At 39.0% G+C, this 25,431-nt stretch carries 24 protein-coding genes; 11 read left to right on the top strand and 13 right to left on the bottom strand.

All coding sequences use genetic code 11. The annotated features are described in order from the left end of the window. Positions 1-188: 188 nt before the first annotated feature. From JST56_00490 to JST56_00450, 9 genes are all read right to left on the bottom strand, one after another. Positions 189-464, bottom strand: a complete 276-nt coding sequence (locus JST56_00490; GenBank protein ID MBS1987451.1) for a cell division protein ZapA — start codon at positions 462-464, stop codon at positions 189-191. A gap of 12 nt (positions 465-476) precedes the next feature. Continuing rightward, positions 477-722, bottom strand: a complete 246-nt coding sequence (locus tag JST56_00485; GenBank protein ID MBS1987450.1) for a hypothetical protein — start codon at positions 720-722, stop codon at positions 477-479. An 88-nt stretch (positions 723-810) separates the two neighbouring features. Continuing rightward, complete coding sequence (rplT, locus tag JST56_00480; GenBank protein ID MBS1987449.1) at positions 811-1,158, bottom strand: 50S ribosomal protein L20; 348 nt, start codon at positions 1,156-1,158, stop codon at positions 811-813. Positions 1,159-1,191: 33 nt separating this feature from the next. Continuing rightward, a complete protein-coding gene (gene rpmI / locus JST56_00475; protein ID MBS1987448.1) occupies positions 1,192-1,386 on the bottom strand; it encodes a 50S ribosomal protein L35 in 195 nt (64 codons plus the stop codon). Positions 1,387-1,419: 33 nt separating this feature from the next. Continuing rightward, positions 1,420-1,986, bottom strand: a complete 567-nt coding sequence (infC, locus tag JST56_00470; GenBank protein MBS1987447.1) for a translation initiation factor IF-3 — start codon at positions 1,984-1,986, stop codon at positions 1,420-1,422. Positions 1,987-1,993: 7 nt separating this feature from the next. Then, positions 1,994-3,058: a recombinase RecA gene (gene recA / locus JST56_00465; protein ID MBS1987446.1), complete on the bottom strand. Its 1,065-nt coding sequence runs from the start codon at positions 3,056-3,058 to the stop codon at positions 1,994-1,996. Between the two features lie 38 nt (positions 3,059-3,096). Continuing rightward, positions 3,097-5,061, bottom strand: a complete 1,965-nt coding sequence (locus JST56_00460) for a peptidyl-prolyl cis-trans isomerase (GenBank protein MBS1987445.1) — start codon at positions 5,059-5,061, stop codon at positions 3,097-3,099. A gap of 338 nt (positions 5,062-5,399) precedes the next feature. Next, the gene (miaA, locus tag JST56_00455) at positions 5,400-6,362 is read right to left on the bottom strand and encodes a tRNA (adenosine(37)-N6)-dimethylallyltransferase MiaA (protein ID MBS1987444.1); all 963 of its coding nucleotides are present in this window, start codon (positions 6,360-6,362) and stop codon (positions 5,400-5,402) included. Between the two features lie 30 nt (positions 6,363-6,392). Continuing rightward, the gene (locus JST56_00450; GenBank protein MBS1987443.1) at positions 6,393-6,947 is read right to left on the bottom strand and encodes a hypothetical protein; all 555 of its coding nucleotides are present in this window, start codon (positions 6,945-6,947) and stop codon (positions 6,393-6,395) included. Positions 6,948-7,384: 437 nt separating this feature from the next. Between JST56_00450 and JST56_00445 the strand changes: the two genes are divergently transcribed. From JST56_00445 to JST56_00425, 5 genes are all read left to right on the top strand, one after another. Further along, positions 7,385-7,801 (top strand): hypothetical protein, encoded by a 417-nt coding sequence (locus JST56_00445; GenBank protein MBS1987442.1) that lies wholly within the window; start codon positions 7,385-7,387, stop codon positions 7,799-7,801. Between the two features lie 213 nt (positions 7,802-8,014). Beyond that, positions 8,015-9,445, top strand: a complete 1,431-nt coding sequence (locus tag JST56_00440) for a hypothetical protein (GenBank protein MBS1987441.1) — start codon at positions 8,015-8,017, stop codon at positions 9,443-9,445. Between the two features lie 111 nt (positions 9,446-9,556). Next, the gene (locus JST56_00435) at positions 9,557-10,969 is read left to right on the top strand and encodes a hypothetical protein (protein ID MBS1987440.1); all 1,413 of its coding nucleotides are present in this window, start codon (positions 9,557-9,559) and stop codon (positions 10,967-10,969) included. A gap of 1,436 nt (positions 10,970-12,405) precedes the next feature. Next, positions 12,406-14,301: a molecular chaperone DnaK gene (gene dnaK, locus JST56_00430; GenBank protein ID MBS1987439.1), complete on the top strand. Its 1,896-nt coding sequence runs from the start codon at positions 12,406-12,408 to the stop codon at positions 14,299-14,301. 191 nt (positions 14,302-14,492) lie between these two features. After that, on the top strand, positions 14,493-15,359 hold the full coding sequence (locus JST56_00425; protein ID MBS1987438.1) for a hypothetical protein: 867 nt from the start codon (positions 14,493-14,495) through the stop codon (positions 15,357-15,359). 128 nt (positions 15,360-15,487) lie between these two features. Here JST56_00425 and JST56_00420 read toward each other — a convergent pair whose 3' ends face one another. Continuing rightward, positions 15,488-15,814, bottom strand: a complete 327-nt coding sequence (locus JST56_00420) for a hypothetical protein (protein MBS1987437.1) — start codon at positions 15,812-15,814, stop codon at positions 15,488-15,490. 201 nt (positions 15,815-16,015) lie between these two features. Here JST56_00420 and JST56_00415 point away from each other — a divergent pair, with 201 nt between their 5' ends. From JST56_00415 to JST56_00395, 5 genes are all read left to right on the top strand, one after another. Beyond that, complete coding sequence (locus JST56_00415; GenBank protein MBS1987436.1) at positions 16,016-17,236, top strand: efflux RND transporter periplasmic adaptor subunit; 1,221 nt, start codon at positions 16,016-16,018, stop codon at positions 17,234-17,236. A 2-nt stretch (positions 17,237-17,238) separates the two neighbouring features. Beyond that, positions 17,239-18,471, top strand: a complete 1,233-nt coding sequence (locus tag JST56_00410; protein MBS1987435.1) for an ABC transporter permease — start codon at positions 17,239-17,241, stop codon at positions 18,469-18,471. An 88-nt stretch (positions 18,472-18,559) separates the two neighbouring features. Then, positions 18,560-19,777: an efflux RND transporter periplasmic adaptor subunit gene (locus JST56_00405; GenBank protein ID MBS1987434.1), complete on the top strand. Its 1,218-nt coding sequence runs from the start codon at positions 18,560-18,562 to the stop codon at positions 19,775-19,777. A 5-nt stretch (positions 19,778-19,782) separates the two neighbouring features. After that, entirely contained in the window at positions 19,783-20,508 is a 726-nt protein-coding gene (locus JST56_00400; protein ID MBS1987433.1) for an ABC transporter ATP-binding protein, read from the top strand. Further along, positions 20,501-21,715 (top strand): ABC transporter permease, encoded by a 1,215-nt coding sequence (locus JST56_00395; GenBank protein ID MBS1987432.1) that lies wholly within the window; start codon positions 20,501-20,503, stop codon positions 21,713-21,715. The genes JST56_00400 and JST56_00395 overlap by 8 nt, the downstream gene beginning before the upstream one ends. 61 nt (positions 21,716-21,776) lie before the next feature. Here the strand turns inward: JST56_00395 and JST56_00390 are convergent, their stop codons facing one another. Continuing rightward, positions 21,777-22,901 (bottom strand): ATP-binding protein, encoded by a 1,125-nt coding sequence (locus JST56_00390; GenBank protein MBS1987431.1) that lies wholly within the window; start codon positions 22,899-22,901, stop codon positions 21,777-21,779. A gap of 226 nt (positions 22,902-23,127) precedes the next feature. On the opposite strand from JST56_00390, the gene JST56_00385 reads away from it, so the two are divergent. After that, positions 23,128-23,802 (top strand): hypothetical protein, encoded by a 675-nt coding sequence (locus tag JST56_00385; GenBank protein ID MBS1987430.1) that lies wholly within the window; start codon positions 23,128-23,130, stop codon positions 23,800-23,802. A 4-nt stretch (positions 23,803-23,806) separates the two neighbouring features. Here JST56_00385 and JST56_00380 read toward each other — a convergent pair whose 3' ends face one another. Further along, positions 23,807-24,325 (bottom strand): ankyrin repeat domain-containing protein, encoded by a 519-nt coding sequence (locus JST56_00380; GenBank protein ID MBS1987429.1) that lies wholly within the window; start codon positions 24,323-24,325, stop codon positions 23,807-23,809. Positions 24,326-24,534: 209 nt separating this feature from the next. After that, the gene (locus JST56_00375) at positions 24,535-25,416 is read right to left on the bottom strand and encodes an ankyrin repeat domain-containing protein (GenBank protein MBS1987428.1); all 882 of its coding nucleotides are present in this window, start codon (positions 25,414-25,416) and stop codon (positions 24,535-24,537) included. Positions 25,417-25,431 lie beyond the last annotated feature (15 nt).

The following is a 25,431-nucleotide window of genomic DNA, read 5'->3' as shown; positions in this document are numbered from 1 at the left end:
ACGCATATAATAGTACGTAGACACAAATCAAAATTTACACACATTTGTGTGAGGAAGGGGAACAGGTAACATGAAAGAGCTGGGCGCAACCTTTTAATAGAACAAGGTTTGTAAAAACGCCCTACTCAGAACAATGAATTAATGATATCGGTTACGCTCTACTAAAACACAGGAAACAAAATTCAAGGTTAAAAAAGTTCAGACTCATCACTAAGTAAACTACTTAAACCGAAAGCTTTTTGTTGCCAGGATTCTAAAAGGCGTATTTTTTTTTGTAGATCAGCAGCAAGCTGTAATGCTACGACAACGGCAACTTTCTCTTCACTCAGGGCTGATTGAGCTGTCTTATTTTTCATAAGCTGATCTACAAGCAGTGCAGCTTGTATGATATCATCATTATTGTCCTGGTCAGTTGCAATGCTGTATTGCTTGCCCATAATTGATATTTTTAAACTCTTTTGCATATCTCATCACTCTCAATGAGCTTTCTCTAATGAATTAATACTTTCAAGCAAAGCCTCAATCGTCTCTTTGATGACAGATTTCTCTGTTTCAAGCGATTGACTTAATGTTGACTCTTTCATTAAAGACGCTTCAAATTGGCGATTTTGGTCTTTTAAAAGAGAAATTTCTTTTTTTTGCGCTTCTATTTGTATGTAAAGTTCTCTATTCCTATCAAGGACATGGAGAACTTTACGTTCAAGCTCTTCCAAGCACTCCATTCTTATCCCTTTTTCTCACAAGAAACAATATTATATACCATACACGTGGCTTTATAATATCGGGCTGTGCAAAAGGATAGCAATACTTTTATTTTTTTGTCAGGTTTACAAGGCTTGTAAATGCTTCTGGCTCAAAAATAGCAAGTTGACTGAGCATTTTTCTGTTCAAATCTACATGAGCAGTTTTTAATTGATGCATAAATGAACTGTAAGAAGTTCCTTGCATCTTGCAAGCAGCACCAATCCGGCTGATAAACAAGGAGCGAAAGTCTCTTTTACAATGCTTACGTCCAATGTATGCAAAGCGCAATGCGCGCATTAATGTTTCTTTTGCTCTTTTGAAGACGTTCTTACGTTGTCCCCAAAAACCTTTGGCTTGTTTTAAAACTTTTCTATGACGTGCTTTGGCGGCCGGACCACCCTTGACTCTTGACATGGTTTTTACCTTCGATAACTAAAATCTAAACAATTAATATGGCATTAAAATAGCAAAATTTTTCATGTGCGATTCATGAATGAACGATCCCTGACGCAAATCACGCACCTTGTTGGCACTTTTTGCCCAAGAATGGTGACGTCGGAATGCTCGCGCACGTTTAATTTTGCCAGTACTGGTTTTTGAGAATCTTTTCTTTGACGCAGAATGTGTTTTCATTTTTGGCATAATAACCCTTAATAATTAATTAAAGCAGAAACATTATTGGCGGACATAATAAATCTTTGACCAAAAGGCCCCAGATCTACTGTCTTTTTCTTCTACAAGAGCCCCAACGTTTCGCCCTGTCAAATCACGACTAATACGTTCAAAAAGTTTCACTCCAAGGTCTTCCATCATTGTAATTTCTCGACCTTTAAATTGAAGTGTAAACTTTACTTTTTTTCCATCAATGAAAAATTGTGCAGCTTGATTAAGCTTTGTATTATAATCCTGATCACCAATATTTGGACGGAGTTTCATCTCCTTAATCTGGATTACTTTTTGATGTTTTTTCGATTCGCCTACTTGTTTTTTTCGCTCATACAAGAACTTGCCAAAGTCCATGATTTTAGCAACAACAACCGAATCTTTTTCACCAACTTGCACAAGATCTTGCCCAGCTTCCTGAGCACGCATCAAGGCTTGTCCTTTTGAAAGGACGCCTAAATTTTCGCCTACAGCATCAATTACCATAATCTTTTCAGCTTTGATAAGCTCATTGACTGGGTACTTTGAATTTGTTGTATCACGATTATTTTTATCTTTATTAGCAGATTTTGGTATCACTTCTATCCTAATCTCCTAGGAGCTGGCTTTGTTTTTCACGAACTAACATTCTAATTTTATCAAATAAGGCCGCATCTTCTTTCAAGCGAGCAACGGTATTTTCTCGTCCTTGGCCAAGTCTTTCTTCGCCGAAATTAAACCAAGCACCTGCTTGCTGAATGACATTATATCCAAGAGCAGCATCAAGCAGATCAAGTGTTCGACTAATTCCTTCACCATAAACAAGATCAACTTCAACACGCTTGAATGGGGGAGCGAGCTTATTTTTAACAACCTTAATAAGGACACGGTTTCCAAAAGGTTTGTCATTCTTTTTTAATGTCGCAATACGTCGAATGTCTAAACGTACCGAAGCATAAAACTTCAACGCTTTTCCACCCGATGTTATCTCTTTATCACCAAAAGCCATCGTGCTGATTTTGTCACGAATTTGATTAATAAAAATCAATGTAACATTCGACTTATGAACAATAGGCGTTAATTTTCTTAATGCTTGTGACATTAATCTTGCTTGAAGACCAACATGAACATCGCCCATATCACCTTCAAGTTCTGTTTTTGGAACAAGCGCTGCAACCGAGTCAATAACAATAACATCAACAGCGCCAGACCGAATGAGCATCTCAGTGATATCAAGTGCTTGTTCACCATTATCAGGTTGAGAAATAATCAAATCATCCGTATTGATTCCAAGATTTTTTGCGTAAACAGGATCAAGCGCATGCTCAGCATCAATAAACGCACAAATTCCGCCGGCTTTCTGAGCTTCAGCAATAACGTGAAGCGTCAGCGTTGTTTTACCAGAAGCTTCCGGTCCATAAATTTCAATGACGCGACCTCGAGGGAATCCGCCAACTCCAAGTGCATAATCAATTTGAACTGACCCACTTGAAATAGTTTCGATTGGCGCATTACCTTTTTGTCCTAAAAGCATCACCGCACCTTTGCCAAATTGTTTATCAATTTGAGCAAAAGCAACCTCAAGAACTTTGAGTTTTTCAAGCGAAGGTTTAATCACTGATGCGCCTGAAACAAGAGGCTTCTGATCGCTCAGCTCGAGCTTGATCGGCATTGGTGTTTTTTCAACATTTTTATCAGGAGCTTTTGCCATTAAACATCTTTCGCTTTATATCTGTTAATTCCAAGAAGTTGCTCATCAAACTCTATTTTAGCATTTCTATACAAAGATGCAATAAACGCGTCTGATATATGCGATGAGCTTTTCATTTTCTCTTTTTTAATAATTTTAGCTCGTTCTTGCTCAAATGATTCATCCTGAGAAGGTATGACCTCATTAAGTTGAACGATTAAGTGCTCATCTTTATGGGTGTAATTAAGAACCTGTGCAGGATCGGTCAGCACAAACAGGCGTTGCTTGAGACCTGCAATGTGCTTGAGCTTGTTAATATCGGTGCCTTTATTAGTGCCTAGGCTCACCAAGCCTGTTTGAACAAGCTGGGCATTAAGTTTTTCAGCAAGCTCGTCAGCTGTTGCTGTTTTATTAAGGAGTCCAGCTTTTGCTTCACGTAAAGCTGTCTTAAGAAGATCTTGTCCTCTTTGATTATAGAAAGAATCGGTAACTTCACTTTTCACATCATTAAATGAAGGGACCTCACTTGCTTGTGTAGCTGCAACTTGGAAGAGAACAAAGTTTTCTTCATACGGTATAAATCCATAAGTTGTTCTATTTTTCCCAAAAATTCGCTTTGCAAGCTCAGCCTCAACTGTTTTTTCACTCACATCTTGTCCTGAGAGCCAGTCCGTTTCTTGTTCATCAAGCTTATGAGACTGAACGAATTCAACAAGAACAGACTCATCAGTTTTTGCAGTTCGAACAAGGGTTTCTAGGTCGCTTTTGAGCTTACTTAATGATCTACGTGCCTTGAGTGTTTTAACAATTTCATCTCTGACGACATCTAACGGTTTTTCTGCTGCAGGAATACGACGAACAAGCTTTAAAATTTCATATCCTTTAGTTGTTCGTACAACAGGAGAAAGATCGCCAATTTCTTTTAAGCGAAATGCAGCCTGTTCCAGGTCAGATTCATGCTCGCCACGGCCAGAAATAGTAAGCTCAGCTTTATTTTTTAAATCACTCTGTTTTTGAAGGATAGCATCAAATTCAGTTGGATCTTTTTTAAGTTGAGCTAGAATCTCTTTAGCTTGATCGAAAACTTTAGTTCGATTTTCTTGAGCAGCTTTTAAAAATATTCGCTTAACTGTTACTGTTGGTGGAATTCTGAACATTTCAGATTTATTACGTTCATAGAATCGTAAAATTGTTTCCTCATCAATTTCAACTGACTTGCCATAGGCTTTGCTATCAATCATCCAATAGCGAACCTTACGGCGTTCAGGAATACGATATGATTCTTTGTGGCGTTGATAAAAAAGTTCGAGTTCTTTTTGATCAACAGATTCTGAGCGAGCTCTTTTAATAAAATCGTTAACATTAAAAACTAAAATCGAGAAGTTTTTTTGTCCTTTTTTTTCTTCAAAAGCTGAACGCAATTCATGCTCAGGCATGTACTCAAAAGTTCTAATAAAATTGAGTATCAAATTTCGCTTAAGCGATTCTTCTTTTTCTTCTTCAAATTGGGCCGGTGTTATTCCAAGGCGTTTAAGATAACCTTGGTAAATATCCATATTCAAAGCGCCTTGTTCATTGATCACTCCAGGTGGAAACATCTTAACGAGCTCATCTTTAAACCATTGTTGATCAAGCTGAGGTGATACACTTTTTTTTATTTGATCAATGAGTGCATCATGAACACATTGTTCTTGAGCAAGTTGTTCTGGTGAACGGCCACCAAGCATGCCGGCAATAAATATTTCGCTTGAAATACCATATTGACGTGCATAGTTCTTAACATTTTCGATACGAGAATAAATATCCGATAATGACCTTCGATATTGACTGAAAAAAACCTTCGAGCCATTGACCTTTCCAACAGCAACTTCATTTCCTGGACTACTAAAGAAAACTCCGTAAATACCACTTACGGCAAGAGAAACAAAAACAATCCACAAGATTGGATACCATTTTCGAATTTCTTTTCTAAACATATAAATCATGTAAAATCCCTTCCTTTTTGAAGCTTCTTTTTATGGTTGCTTAACACGATTGAAGTTTACCCTAGATTATCTATTTTTCCAAGGTCGTCAGAACTCAAAATGCTCTATATTCATCAAAACGCCGATCAGATCGACTAAAATAAAAACTCAAACAAATTTTCAATAAGCAAAATGTTTTCTATCAAACCCTTGTTTTGACATGCCGAATGATATTCTTGCATCAGAAGGAGAATAATTTCATATACATTGTTTTTTAATGATTTTAATTCATAACTGAAATCAGGTTGATTGCAATTTTTAATATTTATATCAAATACAACTTATATTGATTTTTGAGCTTAAAAGCAAGACCAAAGCTTCTTGATCATAATAATATCGGCATCTGAGGGTTGTTCGGTAAGTGAAATAACGTGGTAAGAAAAATTTTGATTTGTTTGAGATTGCTCCGATTGAAGTTGGCGAATTAATCCGCGCCAAAAAGTTCGTTGGCGTTTTGCGTACTGACGGGTCTGGGCCTGTATGGTTTTAACGAGCTCAGCGTATTCGGATTTTTTCTCACCACGCCTGATCCATTGAAAAATTTCCCAATAGCCAATCAGCTGCTTGCGTTCAAGAAACCCCTCCCAAGGGGTCTCAATAAGAGTTCGAGCTTCATTGATCCAGCCTTGGTCGAGCATAATTTGAGTGCGCAAATCTATTCGCTGATTAATGACGTCGATATGGGGTTCAAGCGAAATAAAGAGAGGTTGAAGAGCGGGATCAAATACTGGTTTGTACGCCGATGGTTTAACACCAGTGGTTTTCCAAATAGTTAAAGCACGATTAATTCGATAGGTATCGTTTGGATGAATAGCAAGCGCTCGTTCTGGATCTATATGGTAGAGTTGATTCCAAGAATATTCTTGAGAAACCGCTTCTTCACAATGAAAGTGATTATTTTTTTGTTCTGGAAGATCATGTGCGGGAAAGAAAAGCGACTTAAGATAAAAGAGTGATCCTCCAACAATAATAGGAGTATGCTTTCGAGCGGTCGCCTTGCTCATTGCGTCGGTCGCCTGCCGGCGATATTCCATGATATTGATATCGCGCGGCTGATCGACGCAATCGAAAAGATGTGTTTTGTATGGGTATGATTCCCAATTTGGTTTTGCAGTGCCAATTGTTAATGGTCTATAAAACTGACCGACATCGGCGTTAATAATCTCACCCGAAAGTTCTTGGGCTAAAGTTTCCGAGAGATTTGTTTTTCCTGATGCTGTTGGCCCTACAATAACCAGTGTTCGTGAAAGTTTTTTTATCATATTTTCGGTTACAGACAATAAATTATGTTATTACACCTGTGATGACTGTGTTTTTTCCTGATTAAATGTACGATCATGGAACATAAATTGCTTAAAGGGCGTTCTTAATTCTTGTATAACAAGCTCTCGGTCAAAGTTTTTGACTACTTGCATCTCTTGAGCAATAAGCTCTTCTGTTATTTGTAACAGCGTCCGCTCCCCAAATGAAAGATCTTTTTGTTGAGCAACGTACATAAGATCACGATAAATTTTGGCAATATCAAGAAGTTTCCCGCTTTGAATTCGAGCTTGATAATCTTTATTTCTCCGGTTCCAGCCACTGGGAGTAAAATCAATGCTTTCAAGTCGTCGCTCCGGTTTTCTTCTTAACTCATCTATAACCAGATCAATAACTTCTTGATTGCTTGGCCTGCGAATTCCTATTGCCTCAACATTATAGGTAGGGACCAAAATGGTCATGTCTTTAAAGAGGAAAACAAGTTTCATAAAGCTGATTGTTTTTCCAGCAACTTGTTTTTCAACAATCTCCTCAACGACAGCAACGCCATGTCCTGGATACACTACATTATCATTGAGTTTGAACATGCTATTCCTTTACGAAGAAAGTCATACATTGTCGGAATACCTTGTTGCCAATTTTATTGTTATAACGAATTCCACCAGAAGGCTTTATTTCTTTGAAGGAAACAGCATTGTTTACAAGTAGGCTAATGAAGATGCCCTTAATGAGGGATAATTCTAATAGAGTTTTTTATTCTAAATGAGTACTAAGCACACCAACCACACAAGCCCCAAGCTCATCGTAACCCTTCTAATGGATATTGACGCTATTCCTTAAAAAAGGACGTCATTAGGGTAGCAGAAATTTTTTCCGCCATACAAGTTTACATAAAAATTGCACTTTTTTGTGTTATTTGCTAAATAGGTCAGTTTTCCCTTTTGACAAAGCGAATTCTTCATCGTAATGTTAAGAATATAACTGTTCAGATAATATTTGTTGTATTGGTGCGGGGTTTCTCAGTATGATTAAAAAATTGGTGATAAACATAGCTCTGTTGGGTTTTCTAGCAATTATTATATTTATAATATCCACACAAGAGATTCATACACAAAATCAATGCCTCAATCAAGCAACTAATAAAATACAGCCTACTATTGAGCGCCATGAAAATACAAAAGCTTTACTTGCCCTGGTTGAAAAGCTCAATGCTCAGATTGATTCTATCGTATACCTCTTGGCAATTGATATACCCAAAACAGATGCTTTTTTAGAAACAATAGAAAAACGGCTTAATCAGATTGATGTTGACGCAAAAGCTCACCATGCATCATTACTTATTGACACGGTGAAATTATCAACCCTCAAAGAGACCGTTTTGTACTATAGGTCGATCGTTGATATTCAAAAAAATAAAGAGACACGAAAGTTGTCGGCATAAGTCGCAACTTTCGTATACTCTTTGCCCCCTCACCCCTCCTCTTGTTGTTATTTGATTTTACAAAAAAGTGCCCTCAAATAATAAGACTTTATAAAAAAGAGTCATTCCTCCTTCTGTGATACGAGTTTTTCACGTAGATTTTTCTATTAAAAATCTGGGGCACCGCTATACTCAATCACTGAAAAAGTAGGCAAAAATAAATAGGGAGACCTTATGGCAAATTCAATGCACCAAAAATTTATTTGTGCTTTCCACTGGAACTTAGTTGGAAGCATAGCGTACGAAAGCCTTAAGGTCTTGCATTGCTTTTTGCTGTTTACAAAGCTTGATCCAGTAACATGTGGTTTTGTTGGCAGTCTATTCTCGGTTATTTATCTGATCACGCGTATTGCAGATTTTGGTGCCACGAACTCTATTCCACCATTCCACAACCTCTTTACACGCAACAAAGAAAACTTTCGATATTTTCTCATTCGCTACTCACTCATTCCTCATTTACCGCTTATTCTTGGTGGAGTTCTTATTGTAGCGCTTATCCCTTTCTTTGGCCCCTTTGCAACCGCATTAAAAATTCATTTACCTCCATCGATACGAAATATTTTTGATGCACTTGCCAACTGGGCAGCGCCACTAACCATCAACAATATGACCCTTTATCTTATTGTTTTACCGCTTATTATAATCCTTGAAACCATCCGTTCATTCTTTCGACAATTCCTCCACACTATTTTTCAAAGTAAAACTATTGTTATTGCAGAGCTCATCATCTTTATCGGTTATTTAGCATCTATATGGATACCCAATCTTATCTATGGATGCCCACTTACCCTTAACCTCATCTTTATTCCGCATCTAGCAGACTCTCTCTTAGCGCTTATTGTTTTCATGATCATGGTACACAACTTCTATCGAACGCTTCCCGACGGCCATTCCGATTTGCCGCCACAACTTTGGAAACGGCTTACCGCCACCAAATCATTTAACTATCTACTCCGTGTAACGCGCCATATGTTCACCAGCAACTTTTTAACGCCGCTTTTCGCGGTCAAATTTGGACTCAAAGCGGCCGGCATCTTTTACTTTGCAAGCACGCTTGCAAATACAACACAGGCTATTGTTCGTTCACTGGTAAACTACTCTGGAGGAGCACTTTTTGCGTCGCTTAAGGATGCCCCGCAAGCAGAGAAGAAACACGCATTCGATCTTATCGCACAAAAATTAGTTCGCATTGTTGCGCCATGCATAATCTTTATGATTATCAATTACCGCTCAATCATTAGACTGGGTCAATCAGGAGAAGTTTCAGATGTGACATTCTCACTGGCGCTCTTATTCCTTATCATCAGTTTCACTGAATTCTTCTTTATCCTTTATGAGCAGTTTTACATCATCGAAGAAGCGGCCGATAAGCTTCTGGTATTCAAGCTTTTCGAAGTCGCCATCTTCTATGGCTTAGTAACACTGAGCCCCAGTGAATCTCAAGTAACAACACTTATTTCTATAATATTTATCCGAATTTTAAGCTTTGCCGTGATAGCGGTTAATGCTTACTACAACTGGAAGATTATCCCCAGCTTCAAAACCAATCACCGCTTAGTCGTATTCAGCATTATTGTTTCTCTGATCGTTGCCTATTTCTTATAAGCCCACAAACAGATAGATACATCAAAAAAGCTAAAAAATCTTGTATCCCAAAGCCCCGTAATTCATACTCAATTTAAATTTATTATCTGTAGCATTTTGGGAGAAACCATAATGAAAGAGCTCATATTCGTCGTGATATCTCTTTTAAGCATCTATCATGATACATATGCAGGACTTGAAGATTTTAAACAAGCGATAAAACGAGATACGATTGATTATGCTGAAGTCAAAAATGCACTGAAATATACAAATTCTCATTCGCTTAATAGCCCCAGCTCATACACCAATTATCTCGCCTGTGTCAACGTAGCATATAGACAAAAAAAGAGCACCACAGAAAAAAATAAGCTTATTAATATTGCCATCTATCTTCGCTATAAAGGCGCAAAGTTTAGTCAGAATCTTACCGATATTACTGATTATAATGTTTTAAGAGCTTGGGGTCGCGGGGGTGGTGCTGGTTTTTTTGTAGAAGGCCCCTTAATGGGGTGCTCGGGATCATTCAAAAATAAAAACATACCCGAAACTATTGCAGATATTAACGATCTTATTAACCGCATAAACGAGCACAACCGTCAAATCAAATCAACAAATAAACATGCACAAGCACAAATAGCCGCATTACCGGAAGATCTACCTGAGCTCTACGACGAAGAATTCCAACCCCAGCACCAACCTAAACCTACCCATATAATTAGTACACCAAAACCACAATCTAACCCAGGGTTAACCACACAAATAGCGCCTAAACCACCACAACCCGAACCAAAAATAGAGCAACTACATGAGATAAAAAAGTACCCTATAGACTTTTGTGATGACCCTGAAGGGCTCTTAAAATATTACCAGCAAACAAAAGACCCAAGTTTTTTAACGTTTAGCTTCAGGAAACGAGTAGATCACTTCTCAAACCAAAATACTCTGAACTGCGCATCACCAAAAATGGTCAACAAATTAGCCGATTGGGGCTTCTTGCAACAATTCCCAGGCATTGATCGGAATGACCAAAAGAAAGTAACTACTGATGTTAGACTTGCACTCAATGAAAGCTATAACAACTTAGACGATATACTCAACCCCTTATACGGCAAACCGACATTCAATCGAGCCCTTGATGATAAAGAACTCTTTAAAGCATTGACGCACCTCATGCACGAATATTCGGTGGCACCAAACGAAGTAATAGCCTGGTGTGCGAAATGCAACGGCATCAAACAACTTGTCCATACCGTTATTCACCGCAAGCCAGAATTTGTACCACATCTATTTAAAAAAGGCAGCGACCACAAAAAGAGACGTATCCAAATAGATGAAGACACGCAAATATTAGCCGAACAAAACGGCATCAAGGTCATTCAAGATAAGAACAAACTTTTTATAGCACCAACAGAAGCAAAATCACATGAGGACGAGCTACAAGTAAAGATCTCCAACCTCAAAGAGTCACTCGTGAGCCTGAAAAAGAAGCTCAAAAAATTAAAAAAACACCTTACGTCACTAAGAGGTTTTTTAGCTACACAATAACCTTAAATAAAGAGGTCAAAAATCTCAAAAAAATTATGAGCGGAGAAGTCCCCGCCGCTCTTTCCCTTTTTTGGTTTTATTTTCTTAAAAAATAGATTCCATAATTCAAAAATCAATCGGTTGTATAAATTGATCTAGAAGTACTTTCGATCAAAATTCATGCAACGCGAGAAAAATAAATTTTGCTTTTTATACGTCTGAATGGTCAACCAGCTTTTTATTAGCTCGTTTTCGTACAATTGGTTTCTTTATATTATACACGTCCATTGTGTTATACGCGCTTGTTTTAGACAAATGAACGCAACCAGACACCTTCGACTAACCACACCACTCATTTATTTTCTATTCGTACACGTACAGATACACTAACGAATTGTTTAGCTACCTCTTACCCTACCCATACCTCTTATATTTCTTTTTCTTTTTATTATTTATAAGTGTATACAGATATGACATGTAAGACATATCTGAATACTTAAACTTATCCATAACTTATCCATAACCTAACCCTAACTCGACTCCCTTCCCTACTCGATTACTTACGTTTAACTATTAACTGTTTTTTATATGAGTATACATATGCGTAAGTACTCACTAAGTTAACCTTATTATTATTCTTAATTATTATTCTTATCTTTAATTTATCTATGAATATCTAATAATAAGAGATTCAATCAAGGGCTTGTTATCCCCTCCCCCGTATCCCACCGTAGGTTGCAATCCACTCGTTCACTTACATATGCAAATATACTATGGACACTTAATATCAACCCGCATACCAAATACCAACCCACTCATTACACTACAATCCCTATCCTTCTTACATCCTTACATCCCTATATGCCCTATGTCCCAATTACCCCATTGCCCCACATTCACAGAAGACCTACACGCCCCCCTCTTAATCCTCCCTAACCCCTTACCTTAATCCCTTACCTTACACCAGGATCCACGTAGTCGACGCCCGGCGGCCCCGTTAAACACCCACGGGAAAAGCCGCCGGGCGGAAGACGGAGTGCCGGTCGCGATTTTCGAATCAAGGGATACTCGACTGGCAAAATTCAGCCAAAAACACGAATAGATGCATAGAATAAGCAACTAAACAAAACCAAACGACAAATGATAAAACGTGCCATATGTGTCGAAAAAATGGCCGCTCCTAAGAAGCCATACGGCAAATAGAGCAACTACAAAAACAAGACCAACCCAAAGGACATGAAGCTAAAATAAACTGAGTAAAGCAAATTTGTTTACATAATTTATTATTATGCGGAAAGATAACCGGGCCACCCTTGCAAACCCTGAGCGTTATGCACTCAGATTTTCTCAATAATTACTTGACGGATCTTCATTGGTGCACTAAACTAACCTTAGTATAAAAATCAAATTTATGAATTGAAATCAGCGCCGAATAGGCGCCACCAATAAAGGATATTATGGCTAAAATTATAGGAATAGACTTAGGTACAACAAACTCAGTTGTCTCAGTCATGGAAGGTGGAAGTCCAAAAGTTATCGCCAACCAAGAAGGTGCAAACACAACCCCTTCTATCGTGGCTATGACCAAAGACGGACAACGCCTCGTGGGTACCGTTGCTAAACGTCAAGCAATCACCAACCCAGAAAATACAGTTTTCTCATCAAAACGTTACATCGGCAGAAAACACCGCGAGCTTGCAAAAGAAGAAATTAATCTTGCGCCCTATAAATTGGCTGCAGGATCAAATGACGACGCTGTCATTATGCTCAACGGTAAAGAATACACACCTCAAGAAATCGCATCAGCTGTTCTTCAAAAATTAAAACAAGCTGCTGAAGATTATTTGGGTGAAACCGTTACCCAAGCAGTTATCACGGTGCCAGCATACTTCAACGATGCTCAGCGCCAAGCAACTAAAGATGCAGGCAGAATCGCCGGCCTTGACGTTAAGCGTATCATCAACGAACCTACCGCAGCAGCACTTGCCTACGGCATGGACAAAAAGAACAATGAAGTTATCGCAGTATTCGACTTCGGTGGCGGAACATTCGACGTCTCAGTTCTTGAAGTTGGTGACGGAGTTGTTGAAGTAAAATCAACCAACGGCGATACCATGCTCGGTGGTGACAATATCGACTCAGTGCTTATTAACTACTTGGTCGAAGAATTCAAAAAAGAGCAAGGCGTTGATTTGCGCAACGACAAAATGGCATTGCAAAGACTCAAAGAAGCTGCTGAAAAAGCAAAAATTGAACTTTCATCAGCCACAGAAACTGAAATTAACCTTCCTTACATCACAGCCGATGCATCAGGACCTAAGCATTTGGTTCTTAAAATCAGTCGTGCGAAACTTGAAAACTTGTGCGAAGGCATTTTCAAAGCACTCTTTGAACCATGCAAAAAAGCACTCTCCGATGCTGGCATAACCGCTTCACAAATCCAAGAAGTTATCCTGGTTGGTGGTTCAACCCGCATTCCAAAAGTACAGCAACTCGTCAAAGAATTCTTTGGAAAAGAGCCAAATAAATCAGTTAACCCCGATGAAGTAGTTTCAGTTGGTGCAGCAATTCAAGGTGGCGTACTCGCGGGCGACGTAACCGACGTTCTCCTCCTCGACGTCACACCATTGTCTCTTGGCATTGAAACCCTGGGCGGCATTGCAACCAAGCTCATCGAACGCAATACCACAATTCCTACACGTAAATCACAGGTTTTCTCAACGGCAGAAGATAACCAAACAGCGGTAGATATTCATGTTGTTCAAGGTGAGCGCGAATTTGCTAAAGATAACAAAACACTTGGCCGCTTCCGCCTAGAAGGCATCCCTGCAGCTCAACGCGGTGTACCACAAGTTGAAGTTACCTTTGATATCGATGCAAACGGCATTGTAAACGTTTCTGCAAAAGATAAAGGCACCGGCAAAGAACATCGTATCACCATTACAGCTTCATCTGGACTTTCCAAAGAAGAAGTTGACCAAATGGTTAAAGATGCCCAAATGCACGAAGCTGACGATAAACAAGCTCGTGAATTGATTGAAAAACGTAACACACTTGAAAATATGATTATGCAAGTGGAAAAAACAATCAAAGAAAATAAAGAAAAACTTCCAATCGCAGAAGTTAACAACCTTGAAAAAGCTCTTGAGACCGCTAAAGTAGCCCTCAAAGAACATGAAAAAGATGCAGCAGCACTCACCAAAGCAACTGAAGAGCTGACACAAGCTTCGTATAAAGTTGCTGAAATACTCTACAAAGAACAACCTCAAGCAGATGCGCAGCAAGACGCTGCTCCAGAGCAGAAATCTGATCAAGCTGGCTCAGGCCCAATTGATGCGGATTTTGAACAATAATAGATAGCAATGGGCACCTGCCCTCTTCCCCTTTTTTTTCAATTAGGGCTGTGTTTATCACAGCCCTAATTGTTTTTTAACTACTTGTATCAACCAGCACCCCTTTTTATCTTTGTCTCACTCTCTGCTAAAATATAACCACTACAGTCAAAAATAGATCCAAAGATACAAGTTTTTAAGAGAAAATTTATATGCTTTTTATCGTCCAATTCATAAAAAAAGTCATACTCAGTCAAGCGTTAGCGCTCTGCCTTGGCATCAGCTTGGGACTCGTAACATCACTGGCCTGCTCAATAAAATATTCATGCAAACCAGATTTGTCTGAATATTGGCAAGAAACTCAATGCGTACAAATTCCAGCCCTCAATCAAAATTTCTATGAACGGTCTACAACAATCGATAAGCCCGATTCACTAAAAGATCAGACCGGCCTGTGTGGAATCTTTGCAACATACAATGGTTATTGCATGCTCCAAGCACTCGACAACCCAAACAATCGCGACTATTATCTTGCGCAAATGAAATCAGTCGACTCCTTTCATCAGTGGGTTAAAGAAAATGAGTCCATGGTTGAAAAGATTAAGAACAGACACAAGCGCGTCGGCAACCTCAATAACATTCCACTTCAAACGCTCACTGCGGGGCTATCTAACGACCAAATAGATAGAATCAAAGCGTTTGACTATTATTTTATCAAAGAAAAAAATTCTACACGTCAACAATTCAATGGCATCAAGGGCAAGCTTGAAAGCTTTGGACTTCAAATAAAACTTTTTGCATGCTCATTTATCTGTAAGCGGTTTGCAAAGCAATTTAAAAGCTCAGAAAAACCCCATATTGTTATCTTCAATCTTAAACACCATTGGATCACCGTCGCCCTGAGTGCAACGGAGACGCTCGTTGCCGACTCATGCAATATAAATCGATTATCAGATTATCGTGTTGTTGCGCTTGATGCATTCATGCGCAATCGAAAATCATACACTAACGATATTCTAAATACGCAGGCCCAAGATCAAACGTTACCCAAACAGAATCTTCCGGCAGCAGCTGCGTAACAGTTCTGCCCGAGTGTTCAACCTCTTCCACTAAAGATTCATACGCTCGCTTTAATTGCTGCCTTATTGAGTAGGGCAAAAGATTCTTTATTCCTTTATCACAAACCAGTGTTTCAAGCTTTGTTAAGTTACAAAATGTTTTCTGGAAGTGCTTGAAACAAATCCAGACAATCATCCCGCTGCACAAAACTCATTGCATATACTTCGAGCTGATTAATAATCTGCTCTATTTGTACATCAGTTGGTAATGACAATAAATATGAACGAAGATTTGGGTTATGAGCTTGAGTGATTATTATATCTTGACTCGGATCTTGATCTTGAACAATAGTTACATCAAACTCGGCTTCTATTTCAAGAGCCTCATGATCACTCATCCCGACAAGAGAACAATACAAAATCAAGCTCCACCACACAACAAGCGTTGAAGTACGCATACGCAATGCTACAACCATACCTTCCCCTTCCCTCTATGAAGATAATTATTCTCGATCGATTGTGCAATTAACTTCACTCTACTTTTTTCCTTCAAGCCAATGCAACGAAATAAATTGAGAGTTTTTTTAAAAGGGTTTCGTTCTTCCTATATTTTTCTCTATAGTTACATTCATAAAGATTTCCACTCGACATTGCATAAATAAAAGGAGCTTCTCCTCATGCGTTCACGTAAGCTCATTATCCTAGCGCTCCTCAGCGTCATCGCATCATACATCACATGGTTTGGCTATCAATACTTCACGCAACGATCAATTCAACAATTTTTCAAAACTAAGCAAGTACAGCGCCGCGACATTCGCCACCTGGTCAATGCAGCAGGAACCCTCGAGGTCAAACAAGCATTTAAAATTGGCAGCCTTATTCCTGGCACCATTGAGTCGCTTCATGTTCAAGAAAATCAGTATGTTAAAAAAGGCGACCTACTCGCACGCATTAACAATGGTAAAGGTGATACAGACCTCCAAGCAGCACGCTATCACCTCATTCGGGCAACGGAAGAATATGAATATCAAAAAAAATTTCTAGCCCGACAAACTGCCCTCTATGAATCAGGACAACTTGCGCGCGACAGCTATGACTTCTCGTTCAAAGAATTAAAAAAAGCTGAAGCTGAAATGAATGCACTTAATGAAATTTTTAAGAAGAGCTCTTTTGACTACGAAAATCGCAATATTGTCGCTCCAGATGATGGGATTATTACCACTGTTTGTGCATCAAAAGGAATGGCCGTCCTTAATGACTTTCTCAATATACTTTTTGAAATGGCACTTGATATAACAGATCTTGAGGCGACATTGGATATTGATGAATGTGATATTGGAAACATTAAAGCAGGTCAAAAAGTTATTCTTGCAGTCAGCACCTATCCAGACCAAACATTCAAAGGAATTGTCACCAATGTAAGCCTTACCCCGAAGGCAAGCTACCAATTCAACGGCAAGCCTTCAACCGATGGTCCGCTCTACTACAAAGCAAAAGTCTCCTTAAAAAATAAGGAAAACCTACTCAGGCCCGGCATGGGGGTAAACGCTAAGATCCATGTTGAAAAATCAAAGAATACGTTAAGTATTACCGGCCTTGCTTTCCAAATTAATTCAAAAACAATTACCAAGCTTGCAAAAATTTATGGTTATCAAATCAAAACTCTTGATGAAGAAGCAAAGAAGAATTTTTACAAGATCCATAAAAACGAACGCGTACGGATTGTTTGGACCGCTCAAGATTCGCTCATCAACGAAAAAGTAATTGTTGTTGGCATCACGGATGACACTTATTGGGAAATTAAAAACGGGTTAACCGACCAAGACCATGTCATCATTGATATGCAAGAACCTGAAAATATGGAAAAACTGTATGCTCATCTTTTTAGAAAACTGTAGTCATGAATAAAATGTTATTATTCAGAACCTCACTCCACGCGATTTCCCATCACAAAATTCGTTCATCGCTCACGATGCTTGGAATCATCGTTGGGATTGCAGCGATGATTTCAACGCTTGCTATTGGCCACGGAGCTGAAGAACGCATCAACAAAGAACTCCTTGCCATGGGTGATAACTATATCTTTATTACTGCCGGAAATTGGATGAGTGATGAGCAACCAAAAGTCAGTCGTCATAAACGAGCATCCCCGTTGACACTGCAAGATATTGAAGCCTTAGAACAACAATGCAGCGCCATCAAATACATCTCTCCCAATCTATTTTTCGACTTCCCGGTCTCATATCAAAGCAATACCATTAAAACTGAAGTTAAAGCGGGCAATGAACAACTGCTATCGGTTACCGGGCGCAAAATTAAAAAAGGCTCATCATTTACCCACCACCATCTTCAAAAAAATACCCGATGCGCCATTATTGGAGCAAAAGCGTCAAAGACACTCTTTAAATCGCTTAACCCCATTGGAGAAACCATCCTCATAAATGGAATTCACTTTACAGTCATTGGGGTTTTAGAATCAATTGAAAATTTTTTTGGCATTAAAGATCCTAATCTTAATATTTTTATACCAATCACCACAGCTCGAAAATGTTTTACAAAAAAATATTTTTCCAACCGCGTTTCCGGTATTACCGTTTCAGCACAAGCACGCAACGACATTCCTCTAGTCGTCAGACAAATGCGCCAAATTTTGCGCGCACGCCATCAACTTGAACCACAAGAGCCTGATGATTTTATGATCTATGACCAGATGTCGATGATGAATGCTGCACACAGCTCTTCGTCGGTACTTAACCTTCTTCTTTTTATTATTGCTTCAATTTCGTTAATTGTTGGTGGAATTGGGGTAATGAATATCATGCTGGTATGCGTCAGAGAACGAACACGCGAAATTGGCATTCGCATGGCACTTGGAGCATCGGATCATTCAATTATGCAGCAGTTCTTGTGTGAATCAATTACCCTATGCCTGATCGGTGGAATTATCGGCATCATCTTGGGCATAACTATTCCACTATGCGCTCAAGCTTTCACCGGGTGGAACATGATTATTAAACCATCATCAATTATAATTGCCTGCTCTACCATTGTTGTGATAGGAATAATATTTGGATACTACCCGGCTTACAAAGCATCAAAATTACCACCTGTTTTAGCACTTCAAGATTCATAACGACTAATTCATACCAAAACAATAAAGTCGGTGTTATACTCTTTTGCAGTGCTGTTAAGAGCGCCGTCATTTTCAATGCGAGAGAACCATGAAAAAAAGAATAGTAATTGCACTCCTTGCATCGGTTGTAGTTGTCGCAACAATCTCAGGATACGTCATAGTAAAAAAACATGACAAACCAACTTCTATCAAATTATTCACCGTTGAAAAACCAATTTACCGGCCACTGACTCAATACATTAATGCTTCAGGAAATCTCAAAGCAAAAGATCAAATTTCTATTGGAAGCTTAGTTGCTGGCAGAGTTGTTGAAATTAAGGCTGATGACAACGACCAAGTCAAAAAAGATCAAGTCCTTGCTATTCTTGATAATGGCATTGGAGAAACAGCAGTTAAGCGACTGGAAGCAACACTTGATGAAGCACAAGCAATCTTTGATTACCAAGAAAAATTTTATAAACGCCAAACAGCCCTTTATAACTCAGGGCAAATTTCAGACAACTTATACGACCAATACACCCAAGATTATCTGGCAACCAAAGCTCGCGTTGAACAAGCACGCTATGCTCTCAAACTGGAGCAACAAACTTATAATAACCTCTTTATTAAATCACCTGATCACGGAATCGTAATCGCTAAAAGAATTGATTTAGGACAAATGATTACCTCGGTGTTACAAGCAACAGTTCTCTACGAAATAGCACCAGATTTAACTAAGATGGAAGCTTATATTGATGTTGATGAAGCAGATATTGGCATGGTCAAAGACGGGCAAGATGCGATATTTACCGTTGATGCTTTTCCCAAAAAGCACTTTACGGCAAAAGTTGATCGAATCCAATATCTGGCAAAAATCGTTGATGGAGTCGTCACCTATGCAACCATACTCAAAGTTGAAAATCCAAAGTTTCGCTTACGTCCCGGGATGACAACCAACGTTGATATCAAAGTAGCAGAAAATAAGCGTGCCCTTACCGTCCCAAATAAAACACTGCGCATCAACACGGCTACCATCGAACAACAAGCACTTCGCGCCGGATATACTCTCCAGAAATTTGCAATACCTCACGATCAACAAAAAGATTCTTTAAGCAAATCAAAAGTACGCAAACACCGAGATCTCATCTGGATCTTAGAAGATAAAGTTATTAAACAAGTTGAAGTAAAGCTTGGGACAAACGATGGCCGCTATTCAGAAATTCTCAACGGAATTAATGAAAACACCAATGTTATCAGTGAAGTTGAAGAAATTAAAACGGAAAACAAGCTCTTAAAGAGCATTTTCGCTTCTCCAGTTGGAGGTTAGCACACATGAAAACGATCGAAGCTCATAACTTAGTTAAAATTTATCGAATGGGTGAAAACGACTTAATGGCGCTCAAGGGCATCACGTTGACCATCGATAAGGGTGAGTTTGTTGCAATAACTGGATATTCCGGCTCTGGAAAATCAACCCTGATGCATCTACTTGGATGCCTTGATACACCAACTGAAGGTGATTATTTCATCGACGGAATTAATGTGAGTACCTCAACGCGCAATGAACTTGCTCAAATTCGAAATCAAAAAATTGGTTTTGTCTTTCAAAAATTTCACCTGTTACCCGATTTAACCGCACTTGATAATGTTGCCCTTCCTATGCTTTATGCAGGAAGTGGTGAAGCCGAAGCCCGTACTCGGGCGGCTGAGCTCTTAACAATGGTTGATCTTAAAAACCGCCTGACCCACTACCCTTATCAACTTTCTGGCGGTCAGCAACAACGCGTTGCAATTGCTCGCTCACTCATTAACAAACCAAGTATTATTTTAGCTGATGAGCCAACTGGAAATCTTGATTCACAAACTGGCGACGTCATCATGGACATGCTCAGAAAGCTCAATACAGAGCAACAAACAACCATCATTATTGTTACTCATGAACCTTATATCGCCGCAAAAACACGTCGAATTATCGAACTGATTGATGGAAATATTAAGTCAGATAAGCCGGTTGATGCAAAGAATGCACCTAACATAGAAAATCTATCACATGAATAAATCGATACTTTTTAAAAGCGCCATGCGCTCACTGAGTAATCACAAAACACGATCTATTTTGACAACGCTCGGTATTATTATCGGCGTTGTTTCAATTATTGCGGTAATGTCGATCGGCGAGGGAGCAAAATATAAAGTAAGCAAAGAGATTGAAAAGCTAGGAACCAATTTTATTATTGTCCTTGCAACACAACCCAAACATTTTGCAATACGCGGTGCTGGTGTTTTTATGACACTCAAGCCAGAGGATCTACGCGCTATTCAAGATGAATGCGACGACATTGCACTCATTTCCCCAGGAGTTCAGGCCCCCGTCAAAGCGGTGTACGAAGGTAATAACTGGCAGACACTCCTTACCGGTATCAATGAACATTATCTTGAAATTCGCCAATGGAAACTCATTAGGGGTGAATTTTTCACTGAACAAGATGTTCGCTCGGGCAGCAAAGTTGCAATTCTTGGTGTCAGTGTAGCAAAAGAACTTTTCAAAAATGAAGACCCCATCGGAAAAACAATTCGCGTTAAGCGGCTCCCCTTCAAAGTTGTTGGTATTGCCGAACCAAAAGGAAAATCTCCCGACGGGCGCGACCAAGATGACTCAATCATGGCACCCGTCACAACGGTGCAACGTAAGGTTATGGGTAAAACAAATTATGGTGCTTTTTTGATGTCTGCAAAAAGCAAAGAACGACTCTCAGCTGCTGCTGCGCAAGTAAAATCAATTTTACGTCAACGCCACCGCTTACAAGAACATGAAGATGATGATTTCACCCTATTCACCCAAGATGATATTTCTCAAGCAACCGACGCAGCATCTTCTGTTTTAAATCTCTTACTGCTCATCATCGCTTCAATTTCTCTGATTGTTGGCGGTATCGGTATTATGAATATCATGATGGTAACGGTAACGGAACGAACCAAAGAGATTGGCATTCGCATGGCCCTTGGCGCAACAACACACAGCATTCTTTCTCAGTTTTTACTTGAAGCGGTTACTATTTGCTTGCTTGGAGGATTACTCGGAGTATTTATAGGAACGGCACTATCGGTCTTTGTCGGCAACCTTTTAAAGTGGCCAATCTCAATTTCTTCAATATCGGTGGCATTATCACTCGGTTCATCAGTTTTTATTGGACTCTTTTTTGGCTACTACCCAGCCTACAAAGCGTCCCAGCTTGATCCGGTTGAAGCACTTATTGATCGGTAATTTTTCAATAGATCTCCAGCAACTTATTTTCCCCACTTATCCTGAGTGTCGATAAACTTTTTCAATCGATTTTGACAAGCCCACGTGCTGTTATTTTTTCAGCAAGCGGAAATGTTTCATGGTGTGGGTAAACAAGGTACAGATGATCAAGATCGAGGTCTTGCAGCGAGATATACATAGATTTGGTTATTTTAGGAAAATCAGTGTATTTAAATTCAAAACCAATCTTTTTTCCATCCTTGATAATGAGTAAATCAAGTTCTGCGCCACTTTGCGTTGACCAAAAGTAACATTCGTCAGTTTGTGCGTGGTGTTGTTTGATGATCTCTTCAAGGGCAAATCCCTCCCATGATGCACCAAGCTTTGGATAAATCTGCAAAGCATCATAATCGGGAATGTTGAGAAGTGCATGCAAAAGACCGCTATCGCGAATATAAATTTTAGGGGACTTAACTTGACGCTTGCCAATGTTTTCAAACCAAGGCTGAAGTTCTCGAACCATAAATGTTCCGGCAAGTATGTCCAAATACCTTCGCACCGTGTGATTTGAGATATCGAGCGAGTTTCCAATTTCTGATGCGTTGAGAATATTTCCATGATAATGCGCAAGCATCATCCACAGGCGCTTCATGAGTGGTGGCGGAACGTTGAACCCAAGGTTTGGAATATCGCGTTCCATGAATGTTGAAATATACGATTGCCGCCAAGCAAAACTTTCCTTTTCAGAATTTGCAAGGTAAGAGCGTGGAAAACCACCCCGAACCCAAAGCCTGTCATGATCGCTTGCTTCTTCGAGCGAAAAGGGAGGAAGCTCAATGTATCCAATGCGACCAGCAAGCGTTTCTGAAGACTGTTGAAGGAGATCTCGTGATGCACTACCCAGAATTAAAAACTTGCGCGGTTTTTCATCAACCAGAACGCGTAAAATGGGGAATAAGTCTGGGCGCAGCTGTACCTCATCGATAACAATCAAATCGCTTTTGATGTTTTGGAGCGTAAGCATTGGATTTTCAAGCCGTGCTAAATCGAAGGGATTTTCCAAATCAAGAAGATAAGCATTGGGATATCGCGCGGCATATTCTCGAGCAAGCGTTGTTTTTCCCACTTGACGTGGCCCCAGAAGGCCGCAGACCGAATGGATGCCAAAATTGAAATCAATTTGTTTCAAAAAATAATTCCGATTCATAAGATTATCCTTGTAATTTGGAAGTTATAATTCCAAATTACAAGGATAATCCTGAAAAAGCAAGCAATTGAATCTTAAAATTTTTGTTTTACACATACTTGAATTTAAATAAAATTTCCCAGTACACTTTCCCAGTGAAAAAGGACGAAATGATTCCGTTATTCACATTGAAGAACGAAAATGATGTTTTAAAGAGGATAGTGTTTTAAAAATGAAGGAACATAAAATGTTTTTTTCACAACGATTAACTATGTTGATTGGCATGTTACTGCTCGGGTTGTATGGAGAAGCTTGGACAATGGAAATAGAAGCCAAACCTCACACCGATGAAATTTCTTTTCGTTTAAAATTCAGTAATGAACACAATAGCAATAATATCCTTGAACAAGAAGAGCAACTTTTTACTGACATGCATATGAAATATGCAGGTAATCTGTCACAAGAAACATTAGGTAATAAAGAAGCAACTTTTCAAGAAACGCTACGAAGCTCATTTTCAAAAACACGCACATCTTTTGAAAATAAAGCAATGTACCTAGTTGTCGCACAAAACCAAACTAATAATCTTCTCGGATCAATTTTCTTTTTTCTATCTGAGATCAATGGTAAACCGGTCATTCGTATTCGTCATTTTAATGCAAGAAATTTTGATGATCACCAAAACCTTGCACTGTTATTCAAGGGGATGCTTACGCACATTCAAACGACATTCCCTTACATTAATTCTATGATCTGCGTTTCTCATAAAGAAATCATTGCATATGATGCTGGATTAAAATCACTTGGCTTTAAATGCATTGATTTTGTTCCTGAAGAATGCACTGCTGAGCATCAGCAAACGTATGAATACAATTTCGAGCCAAATCTAGCCTCACAGCTTAATCCAGTAAAAACACGATAATTACTTAGTGATGACGTGCTATTTGATTGTAGAGTTCTTTAAATTTATCTTGCAACTCTTGTGTTGAAAAGCAGGAATAAAATTTTTGCTTTTGAGCATCTCTTTTGTTTTTAAAATCTTGGTGAGTGATAATTAAATGTGCGCAAACTTCTTGATCTGCTTTTGCAGCTAAATGAGCCGGTGTATTACCATGTATATCTTTTTTGTTTACAAGAATGTCGTTTCGAACAAATAGCCGACCAATAATTTCCCAAAAATTTTTTTGTGCTGCATGGTGCAATGCCGTTCTACCATTCAAATCTTGAATATTTACATCAGCTTGCTCTGCAACCAGATAAACAACAACGTCAACCTGTCTATTCCAGGCAGCAGCTATAAGCGGAGTAAACCCATCTATTTGTGCTTGATAGTTGATAAGATCACGATTATCGTTAATCAATGATCTTACAATTTCTAGATCTCCTAAAAGGGCTTGATATACAAGCTTCTCTCCTAAGGCATCCTTGGACAATAATACTTCCATAGAAAAAACATATTCAGTAAAGCACGATAACAGGCAACAGATAAAAAACAGAAAGCCCAGCTTTGTCATAATTCACCATGTAAAAAGAGAATAATATGCTAACCGGGCTCAGTTTATCCAAGAGTTCAAAGATAACAAGTAGCGAAGTTTTCCAAACAAGAAAACATGTACAATTTTTCACATAACAAAATTTTAATTGAAAATGTTGCTTAATGAAACGAAGAGCTTGAAGAACTGCTTGAACTTGTAATACCGCCTTGCTCTGCAACCATTTTTTCTCGTATCTTGAGTGTTTCACGCATCAAGCTTTTAATTTTTTCATCTCTCTTTATATAAAATTTATATGAATGACCAGCATGATTTCTGCTTTTTAGATCAACGTTTAAAGACAATAACAGGGCCTGAAGAGACTCTTCCTTAGAGGCTTTTGCTGCATCATGTAAAGGAGTATCACCAACTTCATTCATTATATTTGGTATTATACTTGGGAACCAAAGAAGCATGCTCACAATTTCGCAGTGCCCCCCACGTGCTGCAAGATGCAAAGGTGTATCTCCATTAAAGTTTTTCAGGTTCACATTGATATCAGAAGTTTTAAGAAGCTGCTCAACAATTCTTGATTCCCCTTCTTTACAGGCAATATGTAAACATGTGTCTCCATTATATTGAGCATACTGCCGATTTATATCAAGAGGACTAAGTAACGCATGCACGGCTGCAAAATTGCGCTCAAGGACACCACACATAAGCTGCGTTGTTGGTGAATCTGGAGCTTGATGAGGAGCTTTCCGAGGTGACCGAACAGAACGTGGAGACTGTGGAACAAAGGGGCCGGACTCAGTGCTTACTAACGGGACTAAAGACGACAAAGATTTATTGCGTGCACTATTTGCTCGTTCTAATTCATTTACTTCTCTCACTGCTCGCAGTGCTCGCTCTGACAAACGAAGACTCCTTGCCTTAGCTTTTGAATGAATAACTTGTTCTTCAGGAACTGCTTGAAGCTCATGAGGATCTCCTGAATCCATTGCACGAACCCCCTGCACATAAGCAATACCAAAACAAAATGTAATCATTATTCTCTTAAACACGACTTATCCTTTCTT

It is taken from the genome of Candidatus Dependentiae bacterium (assembly GCA_018266175.1).
GTDB lineage: Bacteria > Babelota > Babeliae > Babelales > RVW-14 > JAFEAY01.
This window is presented reverse-complemented; position numbering and strand designations above follow the sequence as displayed.

Bases quoted from the DNA above. Each gene is read 5' to 3' on its own strand.
- JST56_00490 (MBS1987451.1), bottom strand. From the start codon at position 464: ATGCAAAAGAGTTTAAAAATATCAATTATGGGCAAGCAATACAGCATT.
- JST56_00485 (MBS1987450.1), bottom strand. From the start codon at position 722: ATGGAGTGCTTGGAAGAGCTTGAACGTAAAGTTCTCCATGTCCTTGAT.
- rplT (MBS1987449.1), bottom strand. From the start codon at position 1,158: ATGTCAAGAGTCAAGGGTGGTCCGGCCGCCAAAGCACGTCATAGAAAA.
- rpmI (MBS1987448.1), bottom strand. From the start codon at position 1,386: ATGCCAAAAATGAAAACACATTCTGCGTCAAAGAAAAGATTCTCAAAA.
- recA (MBS1987446.1), bottom strand. From the start codon at position 3,058: ATGCCGATCAAGCTCGAGCTGAGCGATCAGAAGCCTCTTGTTTCAGGC.
- JST56_00460 (MBS1987445.1), bottom strand. From the start codon at position 5,061: ATGATTTATATGTTTAGAAAAGAAATTCGAAAATGGTATCCAATCTTG.
- miaA (MBS1987444.1), bottom strand. From the start codon at position 6,362: ATGATAAAAAAACTTTCACGAACACTGGTTATTGTAGGGCCAACAGCA.
- JST56_00450 (MBS1987443.1), bottom strand. From the start codon at position 6,947: ATGTTCAAACTCAATGATAATGTAGTGTATCCAGGACATGGCGTTGCT.
- JST56_00445 (MBS1987442.1), top strand. From the start codon at position 7,385: ATGATTAAAAAATTGGTGATAAACATAGCTCTGTTGGGTTTTCTAGCA.
- JST56_00440 (MBS1987441.1), top strand. From the start codon at position 8,015: ATGGCAAATTCAATGCACCAAAAATTTATTTGTGCTTTCCACTGGAAC.
- JST56_00435 (MBS1987440.1), top strand. From the start codon at position 9,557: ATGAAAGAGCTCATATTCGTCGTGATATCTCTTTTAAGCATCTATCAT.
- dnaK (MBS1987439.1), top strand. From the start codon at position 12,406: ATGGCTAAAATTATAGGAATAGACTTAGGTACAACAAACTCAGTTGTC.
- JST56_00425 (MBS1987438.1), top strand. From the start codon at position 14,493: ATGCTTTTTATCGTCCAATTCATAAAAAAAGTCATACTCAGTCAAGCG.
- JST56_00420 (MBS1987437.1), bottom strand. From the start codon at position 15,814: ATGGTTGTAGCATTGCGTATGCGTACTTCAACGCTTGTTGTGTGGTGG.
- JST56_00415 (MBS1987436.1), top strand. From the start codon at position 16,016: ATGCGTTCACGTAAGCTCATTATCCTAGCGCTCCTCAGCGTCATCGCA.
- JST56_00410 (MBS1987435.1), top strand. From the start codon at position 17,239: ATGAATAAAATGTTATTATTCAGAACCTCACTCCACGCGATTTCCCAT.
- JST56_00405 (MBS1987434.1), top strand. From the start codon at position 18,560: ATGAAAAAAAGAATAGTAATTGCACTCCTTGCATCGGTTGTAGTTGTC.
- JST56_00400 (MBS1987433.1), top strand. From the start codon at position 19,783: ATGAAAACGATCGAAGCTCATAACTTAGTTAAAATTTATCGAATGGGT.
- JST56_00395 (MBS1987432.1), top strand. From the start codon at position 20,501: ATGAATAAATCGATACTTTTTAAAAGCGCCATGCGCTCACTGAGTAAT.
- JST56_00390 (MBS1987431.1), bottom strand. From the start codon at position 22,901: ATGAATCGGAATTATTTTTTGAAACAAATTGATTTCAATTTTGGCATC.
- JST56_00385 (MBS1987430.1), top strand. From the start codon at position 23,128: ATGTTTTTTTCACAACGATTAACTATGTTGATTGGCATGTTACTGCTC.
- JST56_00380 (MBS1987429.1), bottom strand. From the start codon at position 24,325: ATGGAAGTATTATTGTCCAAGGATGCCTTAGGAGAGAAGCTTGTATAT.